21 protein-coding genes are annotated in these 25,583 nt (G+C 71.3%); 6 read left to right on the top strand and 15 right to left on the bottom strand.

The features are described from left to right. Both BX286_RS10110 and BX286_RS10115 read right to left on the bottom strand, forming a co-directional pair. Positions 1 to 369: a hypothetical protein gene (locus BX286_RS10110; protein ID WP_079425692.1), complete on the bottom strand. Its 369-nt coding sequence runs from the start codon at positions 367 to 369 to the stop codon at positions 1 to 3. A 15-nt stretch (positions 370 to 384) separates the two neighbouring features. After that, the gene (locus BX286_RS10115) at positions 385 to 1,332 is read right to left on the bottom strand and encodes a heme o synthase (RefSeq protein ID WP_079425694.1); all 948 of its coding nucleotides are present in this window, start codon (positions 1,330 to 1,332) and stop codon (positions 385 to 387) included. 314 nt (positions 1,333 to 1,646) lie between these two features. Here BX286_RS10115 and tkt point away from each other — a divergent pair, with 314 nt between their 5' ends. The 5 genes from tkt to pgl all read left to right on the top strand — a co-directional run bounded on the left by tkt (position 1,647) and on the right by pgl (position 8,539). Further along, a complete protein-coding gene (gene tkt / locus BX286_RS10120; protein WP_079425696.1) occupies positions 1,647 to 3,749 on the top strand; it encodes a transketolase in 2,103 nt (700 codons plus the stop codon). A 34-nt stretch (positions 3,750 to 3,783) separates the two neighbouring features. Continuing rightward, on the top strand, positions 3,784 to 4,902 hold the full coding sequence (gene tal, locus BX286_RS10125) for a transaldolase (protein WP_079425699.1): 1,119 nt from the start codon (positions 3,784 to 3,786) through the stop codon (positions 4,900 to 4,902). Positions 4,903 to 4,904: 2 nt separating this feature from the next. Beyond that, positions 4,905 to 6,434, top strand: a complete 1,530-nt coding sequence (gene zwf / locus BX286_RS10130; RefSeq protein ID WP_079425701.1) for a glucose-6-phosphate dehydrogenase — start codon at positions 4,905 to 4,907, stop codon at positions 6,432 to 6,434. Continuing rightward, complete coding sequence (gene opcA, locus BX286_RS10135) at positions 6,431 to 7,495, top strand: glucose-6-phosphate dehydrogenase assembly protein OpcA (protein ID WP_079425703.1); 1,065 nt, start codon at positions 6,431 to 6,433, stop codon at positions 7,493 to 7,495. Before zwf ends, opcA begins: the two co-directional genes overlap by 4 nt. Positions 7,496 to 7,756: 261 nt before the next feature. Then, positions 7,757 to 8,539, top strand: coding sequence for a 6-phosphogluconolactonase (pgl, locus tag BX286_RS10140; protein WP_121014875.1), 783 nt, complete (start codon positions 7,757 to 7,759; stop codon positions 8,537 to 8,539). Positions 8,540 to 8,598: 59 nt separating this feature from the next. Here pgl and pgi read toward each other — a convergent pair whose 3' ends face one another. From pgi to BX286_RS10205, 13 genes are all read right to left on the bottom strand, one after another. Next, a complete protein-coding gene (pgi, locus tag BX286_RS10145; protein ID WP_079431649.1) occupies positions 8,599 to 10,254 on the bottom strand; it encodes a glucose-6-phosphate isomerase in 1,656 nt (551 codons plus the stop codon). Positions 10,255 to 10,418: 164 nt separating this feature from the next. After that, positions 10,419 to 10,754 carry an RNA polymerase-binding protein RbpA gene (locus BX286_RS10150; protein ID WP_007263454.1) on the bottom strand — a complete coding sequence of 112 codons (336 nt, stop codon included), beginning with the start codon at positions 10,752 to 10,754 and terminating at the stop codon, positions 10,419 to 10,421. 107 nt (positions 10,755 to 10,861) lie between these two features. Then, positions 10,862 to 11,095, bottom strand: coding sequence for a preprotein translocase subunit SecG (secG, locus tag BX286_RS10155; RefSeq protein WP_079425708.1), 234 nt, complete (start codon positions 11,093 to 11,095; stop codon positions 10,862 to 10,864). A 121-nt stretch (positions 11,096 to 11,216) separates the two neighbouring features. Next, on the bottom strand, positions 11,217 to 12,005 hold the full coding sequence (tpiA, locus tag BX286_RS10160) for a triose-phosphate isomerase (protein WP_121014876.1): 789 nt from the start codon (positions 12,003 to 12,005) through the stop codon (positions 11,217 to 11,219). 6 nt (positions 12,006 to 12,011) lie between these two features. Continuing rightward, positions 12,012 to 13,226 (bottom strand): phosphoglycerate kinase, encoded by a 1,215-nt coding sequence (locus BX286_RS10165; RefSeq protein ID WP_079425713.1) that lies wholly within the window; start codon positions 13,224 to 13,226, stop codon positions 12,012 to 12,014. A 137-nt stretch (positions 13,227 to 13,363) separates the two neighbouring features. Further along, positions 13,364 to 14,371 (bottom strand): type I glyceraldehyde-3-phosphate dehydrogenase, encoded by a 1,008-nt coding sequence (gene gap / locus BX286_RS10170; protein ID WP_079425716.1) that lies wholly within the window; start codon positions 14,369 to 14,371, stop codon positions 13,364 to 13,366. A gap of 232 nt (positions 14,372 to 14,603) precedes the next feature. Beyond that, positions 14,604 to 17,561, bottom strand: coding sequence for a M14 family metallopeptidase (locus tag BX286_RS10175; RefSeq protein ID WP_100863867.1), 2,958 nt, complete (start codon positions 17,559 to 17,561; stop codon positions 14,604 to 14,606). A 168-nt stretch (positions 17,562 to 17,729) separates the two neighbouring features. After that, positions 17,730 to 18,725: a DNA-binding protein WhiA gene (whiA, locus tag BX286_RS10180; RefSeq protein WP_030237199.1), complete on the bottom strand. Its 996-nt coding sequence runs from the start codon at positions 18,723 to 18,725 to the stop codon at positions 17,730 to 17,732. Beyond that, positions 18,716 to 19,780 (bottom strand): uridine diphosphate-N-acetylglucosamine-binding protein YvcK, encoded by a 1,065-nt coding sequence (gene yvcK / locus BX286_RS10185; protein ID WP_079425721.1) that lies wholly within the window; start codon positions 19,778 to 19,780, stop codon positions 18,716 to 18,718. The genes whiA and yvcK overlap by 10 nt, the downstream gene beginning before the upstream one ends. Continuing rightward, positions 19,777 to 20,724 (bottom strand): RNase adapter RapZ, encoded by a 948-nt coding sequence (rapZ, locus tag BX286_RS10190; protein ID WP_079425723.1) that lies wholly within the window; start codon positions 20,722 to 20,724, stop codon positions 19,777 to 19,779. Before rapZ ends, yvcK begins: the two co-directional genes overlap by 4 nt. Then, positions 20,721 to 22,721, bottom strand: a complete 2,001-nt coding sequence (uvrC, locus tag BX286_RS10195) for an excinuclease ABC subunit UvrC (protein WP_079425729.1) — start codon at positions 22,719 to 22,721, stop codon at positions 20,721 to 20,723. The genes rapZ and uvrC overlap by 4 nt, the downstream gene beginning before the upstream one ends. Positions 22,722 to 22,920: 199 nt before the next feature. Then, a complete protein-coding gene (locus tag BX286_RS10200) occupies positions 22,921 to 23,730 on the bottom strand; it encodes a hypothetical protein (RefSeq protein WP_079425731.1) in 810 nt (269 codons plus the stop codon). 4 nt (positions 23,731 to 23,734) lie between these two features. Further along, positions 23,735 to 24,355 carry a papain-like cysteine protease family protein gene (locus tag BX286_RS10205; protein WP_079425734.1) on the bottom strand — a complete coding sequence of 207 codons (621 nt, stop codon included), beginning with the start codon at positions 24,353 to 24,355 and terminating at the stop codon, positions 23,735 to 23,737. Between the two features lie 239 nt (positions 24,356 to 24,594). On the opposite strand from BX286_RS10205, the gene BX286_RS10210 reads away from it, so the two are divergent. Beyond that, positions 24,595 to 25,548: a hypothetical protein gene (locus BX286_RS10210; RefSeq protein WP_100863865.1), complete on the top strand. Its 954-nt coding sequence runs from the start codon at positions 24,595 to 24,597 to the stop codon at positions 25,546 to 25,548. The last annotated feature ends 35 nt before the right edge of the window (positions 25,549 to 25,583 follow it).

Consider the following 25,583-nt stretch of genomic DNA (forward strand, 5'->3'; position numbering starts at 1 on the left):
TCAGGCGGCCGGGTTGGCCGGGCCGCCCACCTGGATCCCGGCCATGCGGGTCCACTCGTACGGGCCCGTCTTCACACGCGCGGCGAGGTCCCCGTCGAAGTCCTCGTGGAGGGTCAGACCCGCCTTCTCGGCGGCGAGCTGCGCCACGGCGTACGTGGGGGCCACCAGGTCGCCCCAGCCGCCGTCGGTGCCCACGAGGACGATCCGGCTGCCGGCCTGGCCGATGTGCGCGATCTGGCCCTCGGCGCCGCCGTGCTGCTTGGCGAACGCGCCGATCTGCCGGGCCAGCTTCGCCGCCGTGCGGCTGTGCTTCTTGTCCGCGGCCTCTGCGGTCTGTGCGGTGTCTGCGGTGTCTGCCATGGACGGCATGCTACCGGTGAGTAATCAGCGGAGGAAGGGATCCACGGCCACGGCCACGAAGAGCAGCGACACATAGGTGATCGACCAGTGGAACAGCCGCATCTCCTTGAGCTTCGCCCCCGTGATCCCGGCCTTGGCCCGTGCGCTCAGCGCGTGCGCCTCCCACAGCCACCAGCCGCCCGCCAGCAGCGCGACGGAGGTGTAGAACCAGCCGGTGTACCCCAGCGGGGTGAGCAGCAGCGAGACGGCGACCATCACCCAGCTGTAGAGGACGATCTGGCGCGCCACGGCCTTGTTGCCCGCCACGACCGGCAGCATCGGCACGCCGACCCGCGCGTAGTCCTCCTTGACCTTCATCGACAGCGGCCAGTAGTGCGGCGGCGTCCAGAAGAAGATGACGAGGAAGAGGATCACGGCGGCCCAGGAGACCTCGTTGCGCACGGCGGACCAGCCGATGAGCACCGGCATGCAGCCGGCGATCCCGCCCCAGACGATGTTCTGCGCGGTCCGCCGCTTCAGCAGCATCGTGTAGACGACCACGTAGAAGAGGAGCGCGCCGAGGGCGAGGGCGGCCGACAGCCAGTTGACGAGCAGGCCGAAGAACAGGGTCGAGACGACCCCGAGCGTGATGCCGAAGACCAGGCACTCGCGCGGGCTCACCATGCCGGTCACCAGCGGCCGCTGCGACGTGCGGTCCATCAGGGCGTCGATGTCCCGGTCGATGTACATGTTGAGCGCGTTGGCGCCGCCCGCCGACAGGTAACCGCCGAAGCAGGTGGCGAGCACCAGCCACAGCGACGGCACGCCCTGCTCGGCGAGGAACATCACCGGCACTGTGGTGATCAGCAGAAGTTCGATGATCCGCGGCTTGGTCAAAGCCACGAAAGCCATGACCCGGGCCCCGAACGGCCGGTGACCGGGGCTCGTCCCGAGTACCCCCGCTGGACGGGATTCGACGGCCGTCACGCACACCCCTGAGAGAGAATCCAGCAAGCTTCCGAAGCGATGCCTCCAGTAAATGAAGGCTCGGTAAAGGCTTGCGCGTACCACGCCACTGTAGACGTAGCTCTTGCCCCGCCCTGCGCGGGGGTCGCCTCGTGTTGAGCCGATCGGACCGACGGCAAGATCGTCGACGGCGGATCCCAGGTGAACACCGGGCACCGGGACGACGACGCACTACCGGCACTCGAATAGCCGCACTCGCTGGCGGGGGTAGGCTCGGAATCGCCCCGGTGTCACCGTTCGTCACCGGGAAAACAACATGTGGAGAGGAGCCCTGACCAACGGTGAGCACCAAGCCGACCACCCCAGAGCTCGAGTGGACCGAACTGGACCAGCGGGCCGTCGACACCGCCCGCATCCTGGCCGCCGACGCGGTCCAGAAGGTCGGGAACGGACACCCCGGTACGGCGATGAGCCTGGCCCCCGCCGCGTACACGCTTTTCCAGAAGGTCATGCGCCACGACCCGTCTGACCCCCAGTGGGTCGGCCGTGACCGTTTCGTGCTCTCCGCGGGGCACTCGTCCCTGACCCTCTACACCCAGCTCTACCTCGGCGGGTTCGGCCTGGAGCTGGACGACCTCAAGTCGTTCCGCACCTGGGGCTCCAAGACCCCCGGTCACCCCGAGTACGGCCACACCGCCGGCGTCGAGACCACCACCGGCCCGCTGGGCCAGGGCGTCGCGAACGCGGTGGGCATGGCCATGGCCGCCCGCTACGAGCGCGGCCTGTTCGACCCGGAGGCCGCCACGGGCGCCTCCCCGTTCGACCACATGGTCTACGCGATCGCGGGCGACGGCTGCCTCCAGGAGGGCATCTCCCACGAGGCGTCGGCGCTGGCCGGCCACCAGAAGCTCGGCAACCTGGTGCTGCTGTGGGACGACAACCACATCTCCATCGAGGGTGACACGGAGACGGCCGTCTCCGAGGACACCATGAAGCGCTACGAGGCGTACGGCTGGCACGTCCAGCGCGTCGAGCAGCAGCCCAACGGCGACCTCGACCCGAAGGCCCTGTACGCCGCCCTCCAGGCCGCCAAGGCCGAGACGGAGCGCCCGTCCTTCATCGCGGCGCGCTCGATCATCGCCTGGCCGGCCCCGCACGCCCAGAACACCGAGGCCGCCCACGGCTCGGCCCTCGGCAACGACGAGGTCGCCGCCACCAAGCGCGTGCTCGGCTTCGACCCGGAGCAGACCTTCGAGGTCTCCGACGAGGTCCTCGCCCACACCCGCGGCCTGGTGGACCGCGGCCGCGAGGCCCGCGCCGCCTGGGAGAAGGACTTCTCGGCCTGGCGCACCGCCAACCCGGAGCGGGCCGCCGCCTTCGACCGCATCGAGTCCAACGAGCTGCCCGAGGGCTGGGAGGACGAGCTCCCCGTCTTCGAGCCCGGCAAGGGCGTCGCCACCCGCGCCGCCTCCGGCAAGGTCCTGGAAGCGCTCGGCGCGGTCATCCCGGAGCTGTGGGGCGGCTCGGCCGACCTGGCCGGCTCCAACAACACCACCATCGACAAGAACTCCTCGTTCCTGCCGGTGGGCAACCCGCTGCCGGAGGCCGACCCCTACGGCCGCACCGTCCACTACGGCATCCGCGAGCACGCGATGGCCGCCGTCATGAACGGCATCGCGCTGCACGGCCACACCCGCATCTACGGCGGCACCTTCCTGGTGTTCTCCGACTACATGCGCAACGCCGTCCGCCTGTCCTCCCTGATGCACCTGCCGGTGACCTACGTGTGGACGCACGACTCCATCGGCCTCGGCGAGGACGGCCCGACCCACCAGCCGGTCGAGCACGTCGCCTCGCTGCGCGCCATCCCGGGCCTGAACGTGATCCGCCCGGCCGACGCCAACGAGACCGCCATCGCCTGGCGCGAGATCCTGCGCCGCCACACCAAGGTGTTCGGCAAGGGCGCCCCGCACGGCCTGGCCCTCACCCGCCAGGGCGTGCCGACCTACGAGCGCAACGAGGACGCGGCCAAGGGCGGCTACGTGCTGTTCGAGGCCGAGGGCGGCGAGGCTCAGGTCGTCCTGATCGGCACCGGCTCCGAGGTCCAGCTCGCCGTCGCCGCGCGCGAGGCGCTGCAGGCCGAGGGCGTGCCCGCCCGGGTCGTCTCGATGCCCTCCGTCGAGTGGTTCGAGGAGCAGTCCCAGGAATACAAGGACAGCGTCCTGCCCCCCTCCGTCAAGGCGCGAGTCGCGGTCGAGGCCGGCATCGGTCTGACCTGGCACCGTTACGTCGGGGACGCGGGCCGGATCGTCTCGCTGGAGCACTTCGGTGCCTCGGCGGACGGCGCCGTGCTGTTCCGCGAATTCGGCCTCACCGCCGAAGCCGTGACCGCGGCCGCCAAGGCCAGCATCGACGCAGCACGTCCGGCCGCAGCTGCGCGCTGACCCGGTACAAGAACCAGTAGGAGATGCAATTCCGATGACAGACGCACTCAAGCGCCTTTCCGACGAGGGCGTGGCGATCTGGCTGGACGACCTGTCCCGCAAGCGCATCACGTCCGGCAACCTCGCCGAACTGATCGACCAGCAGCACGTGGTCGGTGTCACCACCAACCCGTCGATCTTCCAGAAGGCGATCAGCGGCGGTGACGGCTACGAGCAGCAGCTGGCCGACCTCGCCGCCCGCAAGGTCACCGTCGACGAGGCCATCCGCATGATCACCACGGCGGACGTCCGCGACGCCGCCGACATCCTGCGCCCCGTCTACGACTCCACCGAGGGCCAGGACGGCCGTGTGTCGATCGAGGTCGACCCGCGCCTGGCGCACAACACCACGGCGACCGTCGCCGAGGCCAAGCAGCTCGCCTGGCTGGTGGACCGCCCGAACACGCTCATCAAGATCCCGGCGACCCGGGCCGGCCTGCCGGCGATCACCGAGGTCATCGGCCGGGGCATCAGCGTCAACGTCACGCTGATCTTCTCGCTGGAGCGCTACCGCGAGGTCATGGACGCCTACCTCGCGGGCCTGGAGAAGGCGAAGGCCGCCGGCCTGGACCTCTCGCTGATCCACTCGGTCGCCTCGTTCTTCGTGTCCCGCGTGGACACCGAGATCGACAAGCGCCTGGACTCCGTCGGCACCGACGAGGCCAAGGCCCTGAAGGGCAAGGCGGCCCTCGCCAACGCCCGTCTGGCCTACGAGGCGTACGAGGAGGTCTTCTCCTCCGACCGCTGGGCGGCCCTGGACCGGGCGCACGCCAACAAGCAGCGCCCCCTGTGGGCCTCCACCGGCGTCAAGGACCCGGCGTACAAGGACACCCTGTACGTGGTGGACCTGGTCGCCCCCGGCACCGTCAACACCATGCCCGAGGCGACCCTGGACGCCACCGCCGACCACGGCGAGGTCACCGGGGACACCATCCGCGGCACGTACGAGCAGTCCCGCGCCGAGCTCGACGCGGTCGCGAAGCTGGGCATCTCGTACGACGATGTGGTGCAGCTGCTTGAGGACGAAGGCGTCGAGAAGTTCGAGGCGTCCTGGAACGACCTGCTGAAGTCGACCGAGGCGGAGCTCAAGCGCCTCGCCCCCGCGGAGGACTGAGTATTTTGTCGGTGAACGGAGCGAACCCGCTTCGTGACGCACAGGACCGGCGGCTCCCGCGCATCGCGGGACCGTCCGGCCTGGTGATTTTCGGCGTTACGGGTGACCTGTCGCGCAAGAAGCTCATGCCCGCCGTCTACGACCTCGCCAACCGCGGCCTGCTGCCCCCGGGCTTCTCGCTGATCGGTTTCGCCCGCCGCGAGTGGCAGGACGAGGACTTCGCCCAGGAGGTGTACGAGGCCGTCAAGCAGCACTCGCGCACCCCCTTCCGTGAGGAGGTCTGGCAGCAGCTCGTACAGGGCTGCCGGTTCGTCCAGGGCGAGTTCGACGACGACGCGGCGTTCGAGACGCTCAAGCAGACGATCGACGAACTCGACAAGGCCCAGGGCACGGGCGGGAACTTCGCCTTCTACCTCTCGGTGCCGCCGAAGTTCTTCCCCAAGGTGGTCCAGCAGCTCAAGAACCACGGGCTGGCCCAGAAGGAGGGCTCCTGGCGGCGCGCCGTCATCGAGAAGCCCTTCGGACACGACCTGAAGAGCGCGGAAGAGCTCAACCAGGTCGTCCACGAGGTCTTCCCCCGGGACGAGGTCTTCCGGATCGACCACTACCTCGGCAAGGAGACCGTCCAGAACATCCTGGCGCTCCGCTTCGCCAACACCATGTTCGAGCCGATCTGGAACCGGTCGTACGTCGACCACGTGCAGATCACCATGGCGGAGGACATCGGCATCGGCGGCCGGGCCGGCTACTACGACGGCATCGGCGCCGCCCGTGACGTCATCCAGAACCACCTGCTCCAGCTGCTGGCGCTCACGGCGATGGAGGAGCCCGGCTCCTTCCACCCCAAGGCCCTGGTGGCGGAGAAGCTGAAGGTGCTCAGCGCCGTCGAGATCCCCGAGGACCTGGGCAAGCACACCGTGCGCGGCCAGTACTCGGCGGCCTGGCAGGGCGGCGAGAAGGTCAAGGGGTACCTGGAGGAGGACGGGATCGACCCGAACTCCAAGACCGACACCTACGCGGCCATCCGCCTGGAGATCAACAACCGCCGCTGGGCGGGCGTCCCGTTCTACCTGCGCACGGGCAAGCGCCTGGGCCGCCGGGTGACCGAGATCGCGGTGGTCTTCAAGCGGGCGCCATACCTGCCGTTCGAATCGGGCGCGACCGAGGAGCTGGGGCAGAACGCCCTGGTCATCCGGGTCCAGCCGGACGAGGGCGTGACGGTCCGCTTCGGCTCCAAGGTGCCGGGCACCTCCATGGAGGTCCGGGACGTCACGATGGACTTCGCCTACGGCGAGTCCTTCACGGAGTCCAGCCCCGAGGCCTACGAGCGGCTCATCCTCGACGTCCTCCTCGGCGACGCGAACCTCTTCCCGCGCCACCAGGAAGTCGAGCTGTCCTGGAACATCCTCGACCCGATCGAGGAGTACTGGGACAAGCACGGCAAGCCCGCGCAGTACCCGGCGGGCACGTGGGGGCCGGTCGAGGCGGACGAGATGCTCGCACGAGACGGACGGAGCTGGCGCCGGCCATGAAGATCGACCTCACGGAGACCACCTCCAGCAAGATCAACGCCGCGTTGGTGCAGGCGCGCCGGGACATCGGCACGCCGGCCATCGGCATGGTCCTCACGCTGGTGATCGTGACCGATGAAGAGAACGCGTACGACGCGCTCAAGTCGGCGAACGACGCGTCCCACGAACACCCTTCGCGGATCGTCGTCGTGGTCAAGCGGGTCAGCCGCTCCCCGCGCAGCCGCCGCGAAGCCCGGCTCGACGCGGAGATCCGTGTCGGGGCGGACTCCGGTACCGGCGAAACCGTCGTACTGCGCCTGCACGGCGAACTGGTCGACCACGCCCAGTCCGTGGTGCTGCCCCTGCTGCTGCCGGACGCCCCCGTGGTGGTCTGGTGGCCGGAGGGGGCTCCGGCGGACCTGGCGGGCGACCCGCTGGGCGCGCTGGGGCAGCGCCGGATCACGGACACGTACTCCTCCGAGCACCCGATCGAGGCGCTCGGCGCCCGGGCGGCGGCGTACGCCCCGGGTGACACGGACCTGTCCTGGACCCGGATCACCCCGTGGCGCTCGATGCTGGCCGCCGCGCTGGACCAGGTGACGCTGTCGCCGGTCGTCTCGGCGACCGTCGAGGGCGAGGACGAGAACCCCAGCTGCGAGCTGCTGGCCATGTGGCTGGCGGACCGCCTGGGCGTTCCGGTCAACCGGACCCTGTCAGGGGGGCCGGGGCTGACCGCCGTCCGCATGGAGACCAAGGACGGCTCGATCGTCCTGGACCGCGCGGACGGCTCGCTGGCCACGCTGTGCATGCCGGGGCAGCCCGACCGTGCGGTGGCGCTGAAGCGGCGCGAGACGGCCGAGCTGCTGGCGGAGGAACTCCGCCGGCTGGACCCGGACAACACGTACGAGGCGTCCCTGAAGTTCGGCGTCTCCCGCCTGTCGGAGACCGCCCCGGCGGCTCCGGCGGCTGAGGCGGCTCCGGCAGCCACGGAGGCTCCGGCCGAGGCCGCCGAGGCCGAGGCTCCGGCGGAGAAGCCGGCCGCCAAGCCGGCGCGCGCGTCGAAGCGGGCGTCGGCGAAGTAGCCGGCCCGCAGGGGGGCGGGGCGGGGGGCATCTCCCCGCCCCGCCCTTCGCCCGTTCCCTGGGGGCTCCGCCCCCAGACCCCGCGCCTCAAACGCCGGCGTGGCTGGAATTGCCCTACGGGCCATCCAGCGCCCGGGTGTTTCAGCCCCGCCGGCGATTGAGGCGGAAACGGAGAAAGGGCGGGGCGGGAAGACCGCTCCGCGCAGCGGGACCCGCACCCGCCCACCACCAGAACTACCAAGAAGGCGGCAGCACATGGGTATGACGACTCCCCAGGTGGTCGTCCACCGGGACAAGGAGCTGATGGCCCAGGCCGCAGCCGCCCGGCTCATCACCAAGATCGTGGACGCGCAGGCCGCCCGCGGCAGCGCCTCCGTCGTCCTGACCGGCGGCCGCAACGGCAACGGCCTCCTCGCGGCCCTCGCCGCGGCCCCCGCCCGGGACGCCATCGACTGGTCGCGCATCGACCTCTGGTGGGGCGACGAACGCTACGTCCCCGCCGACGACCCCGAGCGCAACCACGTACAGGCCCGTGAGGCCCTGCTGGACGCCGTCCCGGTGGACCCCGCGCGCGTGCACGCGATGCCGGCCTCCGACGGCCCGTACGGCGCCGACGTGGACGCCGCAGCGGCGGCGTACGCCACCGAGCTGGCGCGGGCGGCCACGCCCGAGGACCACGGCCCGGTCCCGCAGTTCGACGTGCTGATGCTGGGCGTCGGCCCGGACACCCACGTGGCGTCCCTGTTCCCCGAGCACCCCGCGGCCCGCGAGACCGAGCGGACCGTCGTCGGCGTCCACGGCGCGCCCAAGCCCCCGCCGACCCGCGTCTCGCTCACCCTCCCCGCGATCCGTGCGGCCCGTGAGGTCTGGCTGCTGGCGGCCGGCGAGGACAAGGCCGGCGCCGTCGCCATCGCCCTCGGCGGGGCGGGCGGGGTGCAGGCCCCGGCGGCCGAGGCCTACGGCCGCAGCCGCACGCTCTGGCTGCTGGACCGCGCGGCCGCGGCCAAGCTCCCGTCCGGGCTGTACCCCCCGGCTTCCGCCTGAGCGGGATAAGACGAGCGCCCCGTGCCGGTCACCGACCGGCACGGGGCGCTTCACCGTTCCTACTGCCGGCCGCGCAGCTCCCGGTAGGCGGCCACCAGCGCCCGCGTCGACGGATCCAGGCCCGGCACGTCCGCGCCCTCCGTCAGCGCCGGCTCCACCCGCTTGGCGAGGACCTTGCCGAGCTCGACGCCCCACTGGTCGAAGGAGTCGATGTTCCACACCGCGCCCTGGACGAACACCTTGTGCTCGTAGAGGGCGATGAGCTGGCCCAGCACCGCCGGGGTCAGTTCGGTGGCGAGGATCGTCGTCGTGGGGTGGTTGCCCTGGAAGGTCTTGTGCGGGACGAGCGCTTCGGCGACGCCCTCCGCCCGCACCTCCTCGGCCGTCTTGCCGAAGGCCAGGGCCTGGGTCTGCGCGAAGAAGTTCGCCATCAGCAGGTCGTGCTGGGCCTCCAGGGCGGGCTCCAGCTCCGCGACCGGGCGGGCGAAACCGATGAAGTCCGCCGGGATCACCTTGGTGCCCTGGTGGATCAACTGGTAGTACGCGTGCTGCCCGTTGGTGCCCGGCGTGCCCCAGACCACCGGACCGGTCTGCCAGTCCACCGGGTTGCCGTCGCGGTCCACGGACTTGCCGTTGGACTCCATGTCCAGCTGCTGGAGGTAGGCCGTGAAACGGGAGAGGTAGTGGCTGTACGGGAGCACGGCGTGCGACTGCGCGTCGAAGAAGGCCCCGTACCAGATGCCCAACAGGCCGAGCAGCAGAGGGGCGTTGTCCTCGGGCGCCGCGGTGCGGAAGTGCTCGTCCACGGTGTGGAAGCCGCCCAGCAGCTCCCGGAAGGAGTCCGGGCCGATCGCGATCATCAGCGAGAGCCCGATGGCCGAGTCGAAGGAGTAGCGGCCGCCGACCCAGTCCCAGAACCCGAACATGTTGGCCGGGTCGATGCCGAACTCGGTGACCTTCTCGGCGTTGGTGGACAGCGCCACGAAGTGCCGTGCGACGGCGGCCTGGTCCCCGCCGAGACCGGCGAGCAGCCACTGGCGGGCCGAGGTGGCGTTGGTGATGGTCTCGATGGTGGTGAAGGTCTTGGACGCGATGACGAACAGCGTCTCGGCCGGGTCCAGGTCGCGGACGGCCTCGTGGAGGTCGGCGCCGTCGACGTTGGACACGAACCGCACCGTCAGCGAACGGTCGGTGAAGGCGCGCAGGGCCTCGTACGCCATCGCCGGACCGAGGTCGGAGCCGCCGATGCCGATGTTGACGACGTTCTTGATGCGCTTGCCGGTGAACCCGGTCCACTCCCCCGAACGGACCTGGCCGGAGAAGGCCGCCATCTTGTCGAGGACTTCGTGCACGGCGGGCACGACGTTCTCGCCGTCCACCTCGACGACCGTGTCCGCGGGGGCGCGCAGCGCGGTGTGCAGGACCGCGCGGTCCTCCGTCACGTTGATCTTCTCGCCGCGGAACATGGCGTCCCGCAGTTCCGCCACGCCCGTCGCCGCCGCCAGCTCGCGCAGCAGCGCGAGGGTCTCGTCGGTGACGAGGTGCTTCGAGTAGTCGATGTGCAGGTCGCCGACCCGCAGGGTGTAGCCGGTGCCCCGCTCCGGATCCGTCTCGAACAGCTCCCGCAGATGCGTCTGCCCCAGCTCTTCCCGGTGCTTGCCGAGCGCGTTCCACTCGGGCAGCCGGTTCAGCCTCGTGCGGCTTTCTGCGTTCATCTCGGACATCAACCCACTTCTTCCGTCCTGTTGTGCCCCGCCACCCCCAACCTAAGGGATCCGAAGGGGGACAACACACACAAAGGGGCCCGGCCTGCGGGATTCGTCATCCCACGGGCCGGGCCCCAAGTCACTCTTGAGCGTGGCCCCGGCCTCGGCCGGTCTCAGATCTCGCCGCGGAGCTTGGCCAGGGCCTCGGCGAGGATCGCCTCGCCGTCGGCGTCGGTGCGGCGCTCCCGGACGTACGCGAGGTGCGTCTTGTACGGCTCGGTGCGCGGCGGCGCGGGCGGGTTGTCCCGGTCCTGGCCGGCGGGGAACCCGCAGCGCGGGCAGTCCCAGGTGTCGGGGACCTGCGCGTCGCTGGCGAAGCTGGGCTGCGTCTCGTGCCCGTTCGAGCACCAGAAGGAGATGCGCAGGCGGGGCGCGGATTCACCGCGCTCGGCCTCCCCCATCGGCCCGGCTCCGACCCGACTTCCACGAATCGCGTTGCCACTTGCCACGGTCGTAACTCCCTGCGTGATGGTGCCGCCCAGCGTGAGGGTATACCCGCTGTGGGCGCCTCAGTTTACGTAAAGACCAAGCGGGCCGGGCGAAATGGCCGGAACCGTCAGCTGCCGCTCGACTTCATGAGCAGGCCGAGCGCCACGATGCAGGCGAACCACAGCAGGCCGATGACGACCGTGATGCGGTCCAGGTTGCGCTCCGCCACGGAGGAGCCGCCGACGGAGGACTGCATGCCGCCGCCGAACATGTCGGACAGGCCGCCGCCCTTGCCCTTGTGCATCAGCACGAGCAGCATCAGCAGAGCGCTGAAGACGATCAGGGCGATCGAGAACCCCATAACCACGGCTGATTCCTACTTTCTGGGCTTACGTCTGCTGCTGGGAGGAAGCGGGGGCCGGCGGCTGCACCAGCAGCCCCCGGCCCCCGCAAGGGTACGACGGATCGGCCCTACCGCATACTCACTGGCCGCGGAAGCGGACGATCTTGACGAACTCGTCCACGTCCAGCGCCGCGCCGCCGATCAGGGCGCCGTCGACGTCCGGCTGGGCCATGATCGCGGCGATGTTGCCGGCCTTGACCGAGCCGCCGTACTGGATGCGCACCTTGTCGGCCAGCTCCTGGGAGTACAGCTCGGCGAGGCGGGCGCGGATCGCCCCGCAGACCTCCTGGGCGTCCTCGGGGGTGGCGACCTCGCCGGTGCCGATCGCCCAGACGGGCTCGTAGGCGATCACGATGGACTCGGCCTGGCCGGCCGGGACTCCGTCGAGGCCGCCGTCGACCTGGGCGAGCGTGTGCGCGACCTGGCCGCCGGCCTTGCGGACGTCGAGGCCCTCGCCGACGCAGAGGATCGGGGTGATCCCGTTGCGGTAGGCGGCCTTGACCTTGGCGTTGCAGATCTCGTCGGTCTCGCCGTGGTACTGGCGGCGCTCGCTGTGGCCGACGGCCACGAACGTGCACTTCAGCTTCGAGAGCATCGGGCCGGAGATCTCACCGGTGTAGGCGCCGGAGTCGTGGGCCGAGATGTCCTGGGCGCCGTACTTGATCTTCAGCTTGTCGCCGTCGACCAGGGTCTGCACCGAGCGCAGGTCCGTGAAGGGCGGGAGTACGGCGACGTCGACCGCGTCGTAGTCCTTGTCGGCGAGCGCGAAGGCGAGCTTCTGGACGTGGGCGATGGCCTCGAGGTGGTTGAGGTTCATCTTCCAGTTGCCCGCCATGAGCGGGGTGCGGCCGTTTTCGACAGACGTCATGGTGGTTCAGCCCTCCAGGGCGGCGAGGCCGGGGAGCGTCTTGCCCTCGAGGTATTCGAGGCTGGCGCCACCACCGGTGGAAATGTGACCGAAGGCGTTCTCGTCGAAGCCCAGGATGCGGACGGCCGCGGCGCTGTCGCCGCCGCCGACCACGGTGAAGGCCCCGCTGTCGACGAGGGCCTGCGCGATGGCGCGGGTGCCGTTCGCGTAGTCGGGGTGCTCGAAGACGCCCACGGGGCCGTTCCAGAAGACGGTCTCGGCGTCGGCGATCTTCGAGGCGTACAGCTCGCGGGTCTTGGGGCCGATGTCCAGGCCCTCCTTGTCCGCGGGGATCTTGTCGGCGTCGACGGTCTCGAAGACGGCCGGGGTCCCGCCCTTGATGTCGGGGAAGTCCGCCGAGGCGAGGATGTCGACGGGGAGGACCAGCTCGACGCCGTTCTTCTCGGCGCGCTGCATGTACTCCGTGACGGTCGGGATCTGGTCCTCCTGGAGGAGGGAGATGCCGACCTCGTAGCCCTTGGCCTTGAGGAAGGTGTAGGCCATGCCGCCGCCGATGAGGATGCGGTCGGCCTTGCCGAGCAGCTCGTCGATGACGGCGAGCTTGTCGGAGACCTTGGCGCCGCCGAGGACGACCACGTACGGGCGCTTGACCTCGGCGGTCAGCTTCTTCAGGACGCCGACCTCGGTGGCGATGAGGTAGCCGGCCGCGTGCGGGAGCAGCTTCGGAAGGTCGAAGACCGAGGCGTGCTTGCGGTGGACGGCGCCGAAGCCGTCGCCGACGTAGACGTCGGCCAGCTCGGCGAGCTGCTTGGCGAAGGCCACGCGCCCGGCCTCGTCCTTGGAGGTCTCGCCGGCGTTGAAGCGCAGGTTCTCGATGACGGCGACCTGTCCGTCGGCGAGGGCCGCGACGGTCTCCTTGGCGGAGGAGCCGACGGTGTCGGTGGCGAAGGCGACCTCCGCGCCGAGCAGCTCGCCGAGCCGCTTCGCGGCGGGGGCGAGGGAGAAGTCGGGCTCGGTGCCGGTGCCCTTGGGGCGGCCCAGGTGCGAGGCGACGACCACGCGGGCGCCCGCCTCGGCGAGCTTGGCGATGGTGGGCTGGACGGCGCGGATGCGGCCGTCGTCGGTGATCACGCCTTCCTTGAGCGGCACGTTGAGATCGGCGCGTACGAAGACCCGCTTGCCGGCTACGCCGTCAGCGAGGAGTTCGTCGATCGTCTTCATGTGTTTCTACTCCTTGTCCCCATACAGGGCTGTTACAGGTGCAGGGCGGATGGGACGGGCAAGCGACAGGGCCCGTACGGCGCCTCATCGCGCCGAGCGGACCCTGTGCTCATATGGTGTTGCCTTGCCCTACGTTCTCAGAGCTGACCGCCGACGAAGACGGTGAGGTCGACGAGGCGGTTGGAGTAGCCCCACTCGTTGTCGTACCAGCCGACGACCTTGACCTGCGTACCGTCCTGCACCATGGTCAGCGAGGAGTCGAAGGTGCACGAAGCCGGCCAGTTCACGATGTCGGAGGAGACGATCGCGTCCTCGGTGTAGTCGAGGATGCCCTTGAGCTGGCCCTCGGCGGCCTTCTGGAAGGCGGCGTTGATCTCTTCCTTGGTGGTCTCGCGGGAGAGCTCCAGGACGAGGTCGGTGACCGAGCCGGTGGGGACCGGGACGCGCATGGCGATGCCGTCGAGCTTGCCCTTGAGCTGCGGCAGGACCAGCGCGGTGGCCTTGGCGGCACCGGTGGAGGTCGGGATGATGTTCTCGGCGGCGGCGCGGGCGCGGCGCAGGTCCGAGTGCGGGAAGTCCAGGATGCGCTGGTCGTTCGTGTACGCGTGGACCGTCGTCATCATGCCCTTGACGATGCCGAAGTTCTCGTCGAGGACCTTGGCCATCGGCGCCACGCAGTTGGTGGTGCAGGAGGCGTTGGAGATCACGTGGTGGTGGGCGGCGTCGTACTTGTCCTGGTTGACGCCCATCACGATGGTGATGTCCTCGTCCTTGGCCGGGGCCGAGATGAGGACCTTCTTCGCGCCCGCCGCGATGTGCTTGGCGGCGTCGGCCTTCTTCGTGAAGATGCCGGTCGACTCGATCACGATGTCGGCGCCCAGCTCGCCCCAGGGGAGGTTCGCGGGGTCCCGCTCGGCGAAGGTCTTGAAGGTCATGTCGCCCACGGTGATGGTGTCATCGGTGTGGGAGACGTCCTGCTTCAGACGGCCCAGGATGGTGTCGTACTTGAGCAGGTGCACCAGGGTGCCGTTGTCGGTCAGGTCGTTGACACCGACGACCTCGATGTCCGCCCCCTGCTCGAGAAGCGCCCGGAAGTAGTTGCGGCCAATGCGGCCAAAACCATTGATGCCTACGCGGATCGTCACGAACCGATCTCCTCGTTGGTGCGCCGGCCTGTCCCGCCGGCGAGCTGTATGGGATGTCCCCGACCGCTTACGACCCTACCTCTCCGTGAGCTTCGGAGTGGAATCGGCCGGAGGCTGACACTCCCCCGCTTCGTGGGGGAACGCCCGCCGGGGCCCTGGACCACTGCTGCGGCAAGGGGCCCCGGGGACTTTGGTCCCGGTCACTCTCAGTGAGCGCCGGGAGGGTCGTTGATCAGCCGTTCAGGGCGCGGAGGGCCTTACCGATCAGTAGGGCGCGGTCGGCCGCGGCGGGGAGGTGCTCCAGCCCGAAGCCGAACAGGACCGTGTCACGCGTAGTGACGGCCGCGTAGGACTTGAACAGCTCTCCGGTCCTGGACCAATCCCCCGGCACGTCGGGACTTCCGGCAGGGGCGCCCTGGGCGGTCCAGGCACCGAGAGAGGTCTCGAAGCCCTCCACGGCCTGGTCGGAGCCGCCCACGGAGACCCGGGCGTCGTCCGCGAAGACCCCGCGGCCGCCGGTGCCGGGGTCGGTGATGTAGGACAGGGAGACCTCGACGGTCTTCCCGGCGTAGGCGCTCAGGTCGAAGGAGACCTGCTTCCAGCCGTCGGACGAGCCGGTGAAGCTGTTCCACACCCCGCTGGTGCCGCTCGGTGAGCAACCGCCGCTCCCGACGGTGAGGTAGTGGCGCAGGAACGGGTGGTCGTTGACGAAGAACCCGGCCCCGCACTCCGCCGGGACGGTGGTGGAGCTCGAGCCGCCCGCTTCCGGAAGTGTGGTCCAGTCCTCCCCGCCGGCCGTACGGGCCTCCAGGACGGCGTGGTCGTAGCCCTGCTCGGTGTTCCAGTTGAGGGCCGTCTTCAGCTTCGGCTGCTCGGCGGCCGTGACCTTGGTGAGGTCGATGGTGCGGGTGAGGCGCTTCCAGTCGTCGTCCTCGTGGGTGGCCGACGCCATGCCGGTGCCCGCGTAGGGGGCGTACGGGTTCACGATGCCGGCGTACTGGCCCGCCTGCGCGCTCTTGAACTGCGGGAACTGTGCCGGCGGCAGGGAGTCGGAGGTGAGGCTGAAGGCTCCAGGGGAGTTCAGCGGATTGCCGGCGGCGTCACCGAGGGCGCCGCCCGCCCCGGCGAGGGTGCCGGCCCCGGTGAAGCCGGCGGGGCCCTTGGCCGTGGCCCGGCCGTAGGCGCCGAGGTAGTACTGGCTGAAGTCGTCGGTCAGGGCCCGGCCGACCTGGGCCCGGCCGCCCGCCAGCTCACCGGCCTCGACGAGCTTGCCGCCCTCGTTGAGGAAGTCGCGGACCGCCAGCTGCGTGGGGCCGCCGGGGGTGCCCGCGCCGGTGTAGTGGACGGCCGTGCGGAAGTGGGAGAGTACACCGAGGTGGTGCGGGGCGCCCTGGGTCGCCACGTCCCACACGGCGGCGGACTTCCCGTTGGCCCGCAGCGCGTCCACGTAGCTCTGGGCGTGCTGTGCCTTCGCGCCCTCCTCCGCGATCACCAGGACGTCCGCGCGCGGGCGTTCGGCCACGGTGTACGTGAAGTGCTCGCTGGAGACGAGCCTGCCGCGGTCGCGGCCGGTGAACCAGACCTCGACCTTGTCGCCCGGCTTGGTGCCGTCCACCTTGGCCCGGTACTGGTCGAACCAGTTGTTGTCCTCGCCGCCGTAGACCTCGCCGCCCTTCCAGGCCTTGAGCTCGTCGTCGTGCGTACGGCCGCCGTTGACGCGGAAGTTGAGGAGCTTGTCCTTCAGCGCCTTGCGGGCGGTGACGGAGACCGTCTGGTCCTCGCCGCGGGCGGCGTAGGAGGTGGTGAAGGGGTCGAGGGTGAAGTCGGCGGCGCTCATCCCGACGGAGGAGACGGGCCGGTCCGGGTGGGCGGCGCTCTCCCCGACGGACAGCGCGAAGGGGACGTTCTTGGCGAACTCCTGCTGGATGAGCTTCTCGTCGTCCGGGAAGTTGAAGCCGGAGGCGCAGTCCTCGGGCTTCCAGCGGTCGTCCGGGTCGATCGCGGAGGCCGTCTGGCAGGTGGTCATCTCCGGTGTGAACATCATGACGCCGTTGGCGTTGGCGGCGTGTCCGTCGGCCTCGCCGTTGGTGGTGTACAGCTCGGAGGAGATCTGCGGGTAGTAGCCGGGGACGGCCGAGTGCTCCGGGGTGCCGGCGAGGGCCTTGTAGGCGACGTCGTCCGGGGTCGGGGTGGCGACCTGCCAGCCCACCCCGTACAGCAGGAGCTCGGAGGCCGAGTGGTAGTTGATCGCGTACCGGAAGCCGACGCGCTTCTCGAACGTGTCGAGGGCGACGGTCTCGGGTTCGGACTGGGCCTTGGGGCCCCGGTAGGTCTCGCTGGAGGGGCTCGGCGAGGAACCCTCGTTGTCCCAGCCCCACTTGTAGGCGAAATTGCGGTTGAGGTCGACCCCGTCCACCGCGGTGATCTTTCCGTCTCCGTTGTTGTCGCGGAGGTTCTTGCGCCACAGCCGGGCGCCGTCGGAGGTGAAGGTGTGGTCGTAGCCGTCGGGGTTGGCGGAGAGCAGGAACCACAGCTCGGTGGAGTCCACCAGCTTGGTGATCCGGGCGTCCTTGCCGTAGCTGTCCAGGGTGTGGTGCATCAGCCGCCGGGTCATCTCGGGGGTGATCCACTCACGGGCGTGCTGGTTGGACATGTAGAGCACGGACGGCTTCTCACCGTCCTCGGTCTTCCTGGCGTCCTTGGTGACCTTGAGGGCGAGGATGTCCTTGCCCTGGACGGTCTTGCCGATGGAGACGACCTTGGTCAGGCCGGGGTTCTGCTGCGCGGTGCGCAGGATCTCCTCCTGGAGGCCGCCCTTGCCGCTGTAGGGGCGGAAGACCCCGTCCCCGGCGGCCTTGGTGCGGGCCAGCCCCTGGGCGGAGACCTTGCGCTCGGCGAGCTTGACCCCCTGGGCGGCGAGCGTCTTGGCCTGGTCCCCGGTGAGGAAGAGCTCGACCTTCGCGGTCCCGGTCCCGGGCGCCCGCTCGGCGAGCTCCTGGGCGTCCTGGCCGGCGGCGAGGACGAGCGGGACCTGGTCGCGGGTGATGTCGGCGTCGTAGACGCGCACCTCGTCGGCGCCGGGGGCGGCGCCGGACGCGGGCTGTGCCTGGGCCGCGGCGGGCAGCGCGGCCAGTGTGGTTCCGATGACGAGTGCGCTTGCCGCGAGGATCGTTCTCGCGCGTTGCCTCATGTGCCCCCCTGGGCGTCGTCAGCCACGAAAGCGTTCGGGGGCCAGGCTCACGATCCGGCGATGCCCATGTCAATGGGACAAAAGGGAACCGGGCCCGCACGGATGACCGTGCGGGCCCGTCCGCCCTGCCTGGCGGGGTGAGCGGGGGCGGCCCGGGACCGTCCCCGCTCAGCCGGCCATGTTGTCGGCCAGCTCCTCGCTGAGGTCCAGGTTGGACTCGGTGCCGGGGATGCCGAGGTCCTGCGCCCGCTTGTCGGCCATCGCCAGCAGGCGGCGGATCCGGCCCGCGACGGCGTCCTTGGTCAGCGGCGGGTCGGCGAGCGCGCCCAGCTCCTCCAGGGAGGCCTGCTTGTGCTCCATGCGCAGCCGGCCGGCCGCGGCCAGGTGCTCGGGGACCTCCTCGCCGAGGATCTCCAGGGCCCGCTGGACCCGGGCTCCGGCGGCCACCGCGGCCCGCGCCGAGCGGCGCAGGTTGGCGTCGTCGAAGTTGGCGAGGCGGTTGGCGGTGGCGCGCACCTCGCGCCGCATCCGCCGCTCCTCCCAGGCCAGGACCGACTCGTGCGCGCCGAGGCGGGTCAGCAGGGCGCCGATCGCGTCGCCGTCGCGGACGACGACCCGGTCCACGCCGCGCACCTCGCGCGCCTTCGCGGCGATGGAGAGCCGCCGGGCGGCACCCACCAGGGCCAGGGCCGCCTCGGGGCCGGGGCAGGTGACCTCCAGGGAGGAGGAGCGGCCCGGCTCGGTGAGGGAGCCGTGGGCCAGGAAGGCACCGCGCCAGGCCGCCTCCGCGTCACAGGTCGCCCCGGAGACCACCTGCGGGGGCAGCCCGCGGATGGGACGGCCGCGGCCGTCGACCAGGCCGGTCTGGCGGGCCAGCTGGTCCCCGCCCGCGACCACGCGGACGACGAAGCGGCTGCCGCGGCGCAGCCCGCCCGGGGCCATGACCACCAGGTCGGAGGAGTGGCCGAAGATCTCCAGGATGTCCTTGCGCAGCCGGCGGGCGGCGATCCCGGTGTCCAGCTCCGCCTCGATGACGATCCGGCCGCTCACCAGGTGGAGGCCGCCCGCGAACCGAAGGATCGCCGAGACCTCCGCCTTCCTGCAGCAGGTCCGGGTGACGGGGAGGCGGGAGATCTCATCCTTCACCGCGGGCGTCATCGCCATGGGCCGATCCTTCCATGCATCCGAAAAATACGGTCGTACGCGGCGGCCAGCAGCTCCGGGTCGTGCTTCGGAGAGCCGTCCTGCCGGGCCACCGGAGCCAGCTCGACCGCGGCACCGAACCGCTTCGCGGCATCGGCGAGGGACTCGCGGTCGGGCACGGCGGCCTCGTCGGCCAGCACCACGTCCAGGGCGAGTTTAGGGGCGTGTCGGGCCAAAACCTCCAAATGACGCTGCGGAGAGAAGCCCTCTGTTTCGCCCGGCTGGGGGGCGAGGTTCAGCGAGAGGACCTTGCGGGCCTTCGTCGCCACCAGTGCGTCGAGCAGTTCCGGCACCAGCAGGTGCGGGATGACGGAGGAGAACCAGGATCCCGGCCCGAGCACCACCCAGTCGGCGTCGAGCACGGCGGCGACGGCCTCCGGCACGGCCGGCGGGTCGCCCGGCACGACCTGGACGGAGAGCACCTCGCCCGGGGTCAGGGCCACGGTGGCCTGCCCCCGGACGGTGTCCACCTCGTCCGGGCGCGCCGGGTCGTGCCCCTTGACCAGGGCCTGGAGCTCCAGCGGCACCGCCGACATCGGCAGCACCCGGCCCTGCGCCCCGAGCAGCCTGCCCACCAGGTCGAGGGCCTGCACGGGGTCGCCGAGCTGTTCCCACAGGGCGACGATCAGCAGGTTGCCGACGGCGTGCCCGTGGAGGTCGCCCTGGGACTGGAAGCGGTGCTGGATGACCCGGGCCCAGGTCTGGCCCCAGTCGTCGTCGCCGCACAGCGCGGCCAGCGCCTTGCGCAGGTCGCCGGGCGGCAGCACGCTCAGCTCCTCGCGGAGCCGTCCGCTGGAGCCGCCGTCGTCGGCGACGGTGACCACCGCGGTGAGCTCCCCGGTGATCCGGCGCAGGGCGGCGAGGGAGGCCGACAGGCCCATGCCGCCGCCGAGGGCGACGACCTTGGGCGCGACCACCTTGGCCGCCCCGCGGCGGCCGGCGCGGCCCGCGCCGTCCTCGCCCCGGGCGGGGGTCAGACGGCGCAGGCGGCGCAGCCGCAGGGTCCGTCCGGTCACTCGCGCCCCATGTCCCGGTGGACGACGACGGTCTCGACTCCCTCGGAGGCGAGGCGGGCGGCCAGCTTCTCGGACATGGCGACGCTGCGGTGCTTGCCGCCGGTGCAGCCGACCGCGATGGTCACGTACCGCTTGCCCTCGCGGCGGTAGCCGGCGGCGATCAGCTGGAGGAGTTCGGTGTAGCGGTCGAGGAACTCCTTGGCGCCGGGCTGGCTGAAGACGTAGCCCGACACCTCCTCGTTGAGCCCGGTGAAGGGGCGCAGCTCGGGGACCCAGTGCGGGTTGGGGATGAAGCGGCAGTCCACGACGAGGTCGGCGTCGACGGGCAGGCCGTACTTGAAGCCGAAGGACATCACGGTGGCCCGCAGCTCGGGCTCCTCGTCGCCCGCGAACTGGGCGTCCATCTTCGCGCGCAGCTCGTGCACGTTCAGGCTGGAGGTGTCGATGACCAGGTCGGCGTCTCCGCGCAGCTCGCGCAGCAGGTCGCGCTCGGCGGCGATGCCGTCGACGATGCGGCCGTCGCCCTGGAGGGGGTGCGGGCGGCGGACCGACTCGAAGCGGCGGACCAGCGCGTCGTCGGAGGACTCCAGGAAGACGATGCGCCGGGTGACCCCGCGGTCCTCCAGGTCGGCGAGGGATTCGCGCAGGGCGTCGAAGAACTGGCGGCCGCGGACGTCGACGACGACGGCGATGCGGGCCACGTTGCCCTGGGAGCGGGCGCCGAGCTCCACCATGGTGGGGATCAGCGCCGGCGGCAGGTTGTCGACGACGAACCAGCCGAGGTCCTCCAGGCACTTGGCCGCCGTGCTGCGGCCGGCTCCGGACATGCCGGAGATGATCACCAGCTCGGGAATGGCCGCTTCGGCGTTGTCGCCGGGCTCCACTGTCGTGCCCGTACTCACCTGTGCTCCGTCTCGGTCGTGCTCGGTCTCGTGCTCGGTCATTGCTCGGTCCCCCGATCGGACGGCGTCCCCGCGGGCGCGGGGGCCTCGTCCTCAATGATCTCTCCTGTCGCCGTGTTGACGGCAGGACCGGCGGGGACCGCCCTGGCGAGGGCCGCGGCCACGGTCTCGGCCGTCTTGCGGCCTATGCCCGGGACCTCGCAGATCTGGTCGATTGTCGCCTGTCTCAGCTTCTTCACCGAACCGAAGTGCTTGACGAGGGCGAGCCGACGGCTCTCGCCGAGGCCGGGCACCTCGTCCAGGGGGCCCGCTTTCAGCCGCTTTCCGCGCTTGCTGCGCTGGTACTGGATGGCGAAGCGGTGGGCTTCGTCACGCACCCGCTGGAGCAGGTAGAGGCCCTCGCTGGTGCGGGGCAGGACCACGGGGTCGTCCTCGCCGGGCAGCCAGACCTCCTCCAGCCGCTTGGCGAGGCCGCACACGGCGACGTCGTCGATACCGAGCTCGTCCAGGGCCCGCTTGGCCGCCGCCACCTGGGGCTGCCCGCCGTCGACGACGACGAGCTGGGGCGGGTACGCGAACCGCTTGGGCCGCCCGTCGTCCTCGGGCTCGCCGTCCTCGGGGGCCCACTCCCCCGTCTTGAGCTTCTCCTGGAGGTAGCGCTTGAAGCGCCGGGAGACGACCTCGTGCATGGACCGGACGTCGTCCTGCCCCTCGAAGCCCTTCACCTGGAAGCGCCGGTACTCGCTCTTGCGGGCGAGTCCGTCCTCGAAGACGACCATGGAGGCCACGACGTCTTCCCCCTGGAGGTGGGAGATGTCGAAGCACTCGATGCGCAGGGGCGCCCCGTCGAGCTCCAGGGCCTCGGCGATCTCCTCCAGGGCCCGGGAGCGGGTGGTGAGGTCGGCGGCGCGCTTGGTCTTGTGCAGGGCGAGGGACTGCTGGGCGTTGCGGTGGACGGTCTCCATGAGGGACTTCTTGTCCCCGCGCTGCGGGACGCGCAGGCTGACCTGGGACCCGCGCCGCTGCGCCAGCCACTGCCCCAGCGCGGCCGCGTCGTCCGGCACGACGGGGACGAGCACCTCCTTGGGGACGCTCTCGCCGCTCTCCTCGCCGTAGAGCTGCTGGAGGGCGTGCTCGACGAGGCCGGCGGTGTCGACGGCCTCGACCTTGTCGGTGACCCAGCCGCGCTGGCCGCGCACCCGGCCGCCGCGGACGTGGAAGATCTGCACGGCCGCTTCGAGCTCGTCCTCGGCGACGGCGATCAGGTCGGCGTCGGTGGCGTCCGCGAGGACGACGGCGTTCTTCTCCATGGCCCGGCGCAGGGCCCCTATGTCGTCCCGCAGCCGGGCGGCCTTCTCGTACTCCATCTCCTCGGCCGCCGCGTGCATCTCCTTCTCCAGCCGGGAGAGGTAGGTACCGGTGCGGCCGGCCATGAAGTCGCAGAAGTCCTCGGCGAGTTCCCGGTGGTCCTCGGGGCTGATCCGGCCGACGCAGGGCGCCGAGCACTTGCCGATGTACCCGAGCAGGCAGGGCCGCCCGATCTGGGCGGACCGCTTGAACACCCCGGCGGAGCAGGTGCGCACCGGGAACACCCGGAGCATCAGGTCGACGGTCTCGCGGATCGCCCAGGCGTGCCCGTACGGCCCGAAGTACCGCACGCCCTTCTTCTTGGGCCCGCGCATGACCTGCACGCGCGGGTACTGCTCGCCCATCGTGACGGCGAGCGACGGATAGCTCTTGTCGTCCCGGTACTTCACGTTGAACCGGGGGTCGAACTCCTTGATCCAGGAGTACTCCAGCTGCAGCGCCTCGACCTCGGTGGAGACGACGGTCCACTCGACGGAGGCGGCCGTCGTGACCATCGTGGCGGTCCGGGGGTGCAGACCGGCGAGGTCCTGGAAGTAGCTGGCCAGCCGCTGGCGCAGGCTCTTGGCCTTCCCGACGTAGATCACCCGGCGGTGCGCGTCGCGGAACTTGTAGACCCCAGGGGAGTCGGGAATCTCCCCGGGCTTGGGTCGGTAGCTGGAAGGGTCGGCCATGCCAACCACCCTACTGGCGCGCTACGACAACGAAACGTACCAGCGGGCTGTGGACCGTGGCAGCCTCGCGGGCGGTCGAGGCGCCGGGTCCGGGCGGAGCCCCGGGAAACGGAGCAAGGGCGGGGCAGGGACGAGCCCCGCGGGGCCCGGCACCGACCGCGACGGCCGGACCGGACCCCACGGGGAAGGGGACCCGGGGTCAGCCCCCGGCGGTACGGCGCCGCCGCAGCAGGACGACGGCCCCCGCCGCGCCCAGCGCCAGCGCCCCGGCCCCGCCGGCGAGCACCACCCCCGGCCCGCCGCCGTCAGCGGCACCGTCACCGACGCCGGCCGGCGGGCCCGCCTCGGCGAAGCCCCCCGCCATGCCGCGGGCCGCGTACGCGGACCCCGGCAGCTTGTCCCCGTACGCCTTCACGACCCGCGCCCGGTACGCCCCCAGCGAGACCCCGGCCGGGCCCACGGCCCGCACGGCGTCCTCGTCCAGCGGCAGCACCCGCTCGTCCCCGGCGACGTACCAGGCGTCGGTCTGGGGCTCCCGGAACACGGTCCCGCCGGGCAGTTTCGCGGCGCCGAGGCGGGCGTAGCGGAACTCGTCGTCGCCGGTGGCGATGTTCACGACCTGCCAGCCGGCCCCGGTCTTCGCGGTCCACAGGGCCGCCTTCTGCCCGTCCGAGGACACGGCCTGGGACGCCAGGAACTCCAGCCGGGCCACCGGTGCCCCGGCCTTCCCGGCGACGAACTCCGGCGCCAGGTAGCTGACGGGGATCGCGTCCCCCTCGATCCGGGGCCGGGCCGCGGCCACCGACACCTTCCCCTCCCGGGCGAAGAACCTGGACAGGGTCGCCAGGGTGTCCGGCGCGGTGGCCGCCTCGTGCGCGGCGGCCCGGTTCTCGGCGGTGGCGGTCTGCGGCTGCGGGACGGGCGCGGCGGAGGCCTGCCCGCCCAGGGCGGCGGCCAGGGCGGCGGCCGCGAGGGCCACGGCGGCGGCGCGTGCGGTCTTGGCGGTCACGCGATCACGCCCCGATCCGGTAGAGGGAGTGGGTCCAGGAGAAGGTGTCGTTGTCCACGTACCAGGCGTGCGAGGCCCAGTTGTAGCGGTCGTTCGACGGCCACGGGTCGCCCCAGTAGACCCAGCTGCCGGCGGTGTCGTACCCGTAGACGACGTGCATGTGGCCGCCGCCGCCCGACCACTGGATCCGGGTCTCGACGGGCCGGTCGGCGTTGATCTCGGTCTGGACGGTGGAGTACTGGAGCCAGCCGGTCACGTAGCTGCCGGAGTTGATGCCGGCCCAGCGCAGCGCGGTCTGGACGTTGCCCAGCGTGGCCTGGTTGTTGGGGCACTCGGTGCCCTGCTGGCGGTTGAAGGCGGCGTTGCAGAACTGGTTCTGGCTGTAGGTGCGGCCGAACCAGGTGGCGATCGTGTTGCCGCTGGCGGCCCAGCACCAGTTGTTCTTCTGCTGCGCCTGCATGGTGATGTCGAGCCGCTTGTACGCCAGTGCCGAGGCGGCGGAGCCCGTGTCCGCGGCCGGGGCGGCGGTGGCGGTACCGGCGCCGAGACCGAGGGGCAGCAGTACGAGCAGCAGGGCGGATATCAGGGAGGCGGCCGGCGAAAGCCGCCCTCTTCTGTTGCGCATCGCGTTCCTCCCGAGGTGGGGACTCGAGGTGGTGGGGGTTGGAGGAGCGCGTCCGGACGCTGTGGAGGAGCATCGGGGTGTTGTCGCGATCAGGTCAACACGCTTCAATACGCGGTGACATTGCAGTGTGAACGGTGGGGCTGCGGTGTGAACGGTTGCTCTCGTTCCACCTGGTCTCCCCGACCCACGGCCCGGCCCCCCACCCCGGCGCGTGTGAACGTTCACAGAGGAGAGTCGCCATGCGGCCGACCGGCGACACGCCAGTTCCGGCGGACACCGCCGACGCGGCCGATCTCGGGCGGCTGCTGCGCGGCGGCCCCTTCCACCTCGCCCTGCGCGCCGCCCTCGCCGCGCGCGGACTGCCCCTGCACCGGGTGCAGCACCGGCTCGCCGCGCGCGGCATCAAGCTCGGGGTCACCAGCCTCAGCTACTGGCAGCAGGGCGCCCGGCGCCCGCGCCACCGGGAGTCGCTGCGGGCGGTGTCCGCCCTGGAGGAGATCCTGGAACTCCCCCCGGGCTCCCTGCTGCGCCTGCTGGCCGACCCGGACCCCGGCCCGGGCCGCCCGGCCGCCCGCCCCTACCGTGCGCTGGTGAGCGTCGGCGCGGCCGTGGAAGGGCTGCTGGCGGCGATGGAGCTCCCGGCGGACGGCGGCCTGCACTCGGTCGGCCACCACGAGCGGGTCCGCATCGGCCCGGACGGCGAGCTGTGCACGCGCGAGTCGCAGCAGATCGTGCGGGCCCACCGCGACGGCGTCGACCGCTACCTGGCCGTCCACCACGGCGACCCCGGCTGCGACGCGGCCCGGGTGGAGGTGACGGCGTACGAGAACTGCCGCACGGGCCGGGTCCGCTGCCACCCGGAGGCCGGGGTGGTGGTGGCGGAGCTGCTCTTCGACGCGCGGCTGCGGCGCGGGGACACGTACGTCTTCGGGTACGGCATCGAGGACGGCACGGGGGCGCGCAGCACGGAGTACGTACGCGGCTTCAGCTACGCGGGCGGCCAGTACATGCTCCAGGTCCGCTTCGACGAGGCGGCCCTCCCGGTCCGCTGCCACCGCTTCGCCCGCACCTCCCCGGCGGCCCCCCGCACCTCCCTGACCGACCTCACCCCCAGCGGCCGCCACCGCGCGGTCCACCTGGTGGAACAGGCGGTCCGCCCGGGCATCCTGGGCATCGCCTGGGACTGGGGGTAGCGGCCCACCCGGACCGCCCGGCGGGAATCGTCGGG

Source organism: Streptomyces sp. 3211.6 (genome assembly GCF_003634815.1).
GTDB classification, from domain to species: domain Bacteria; phylum Actinomycetota; class Actinomycetes; order Streptomycetales; family Streptomycetaceae; genus Streptomyces; species Streptomyces katrae_A.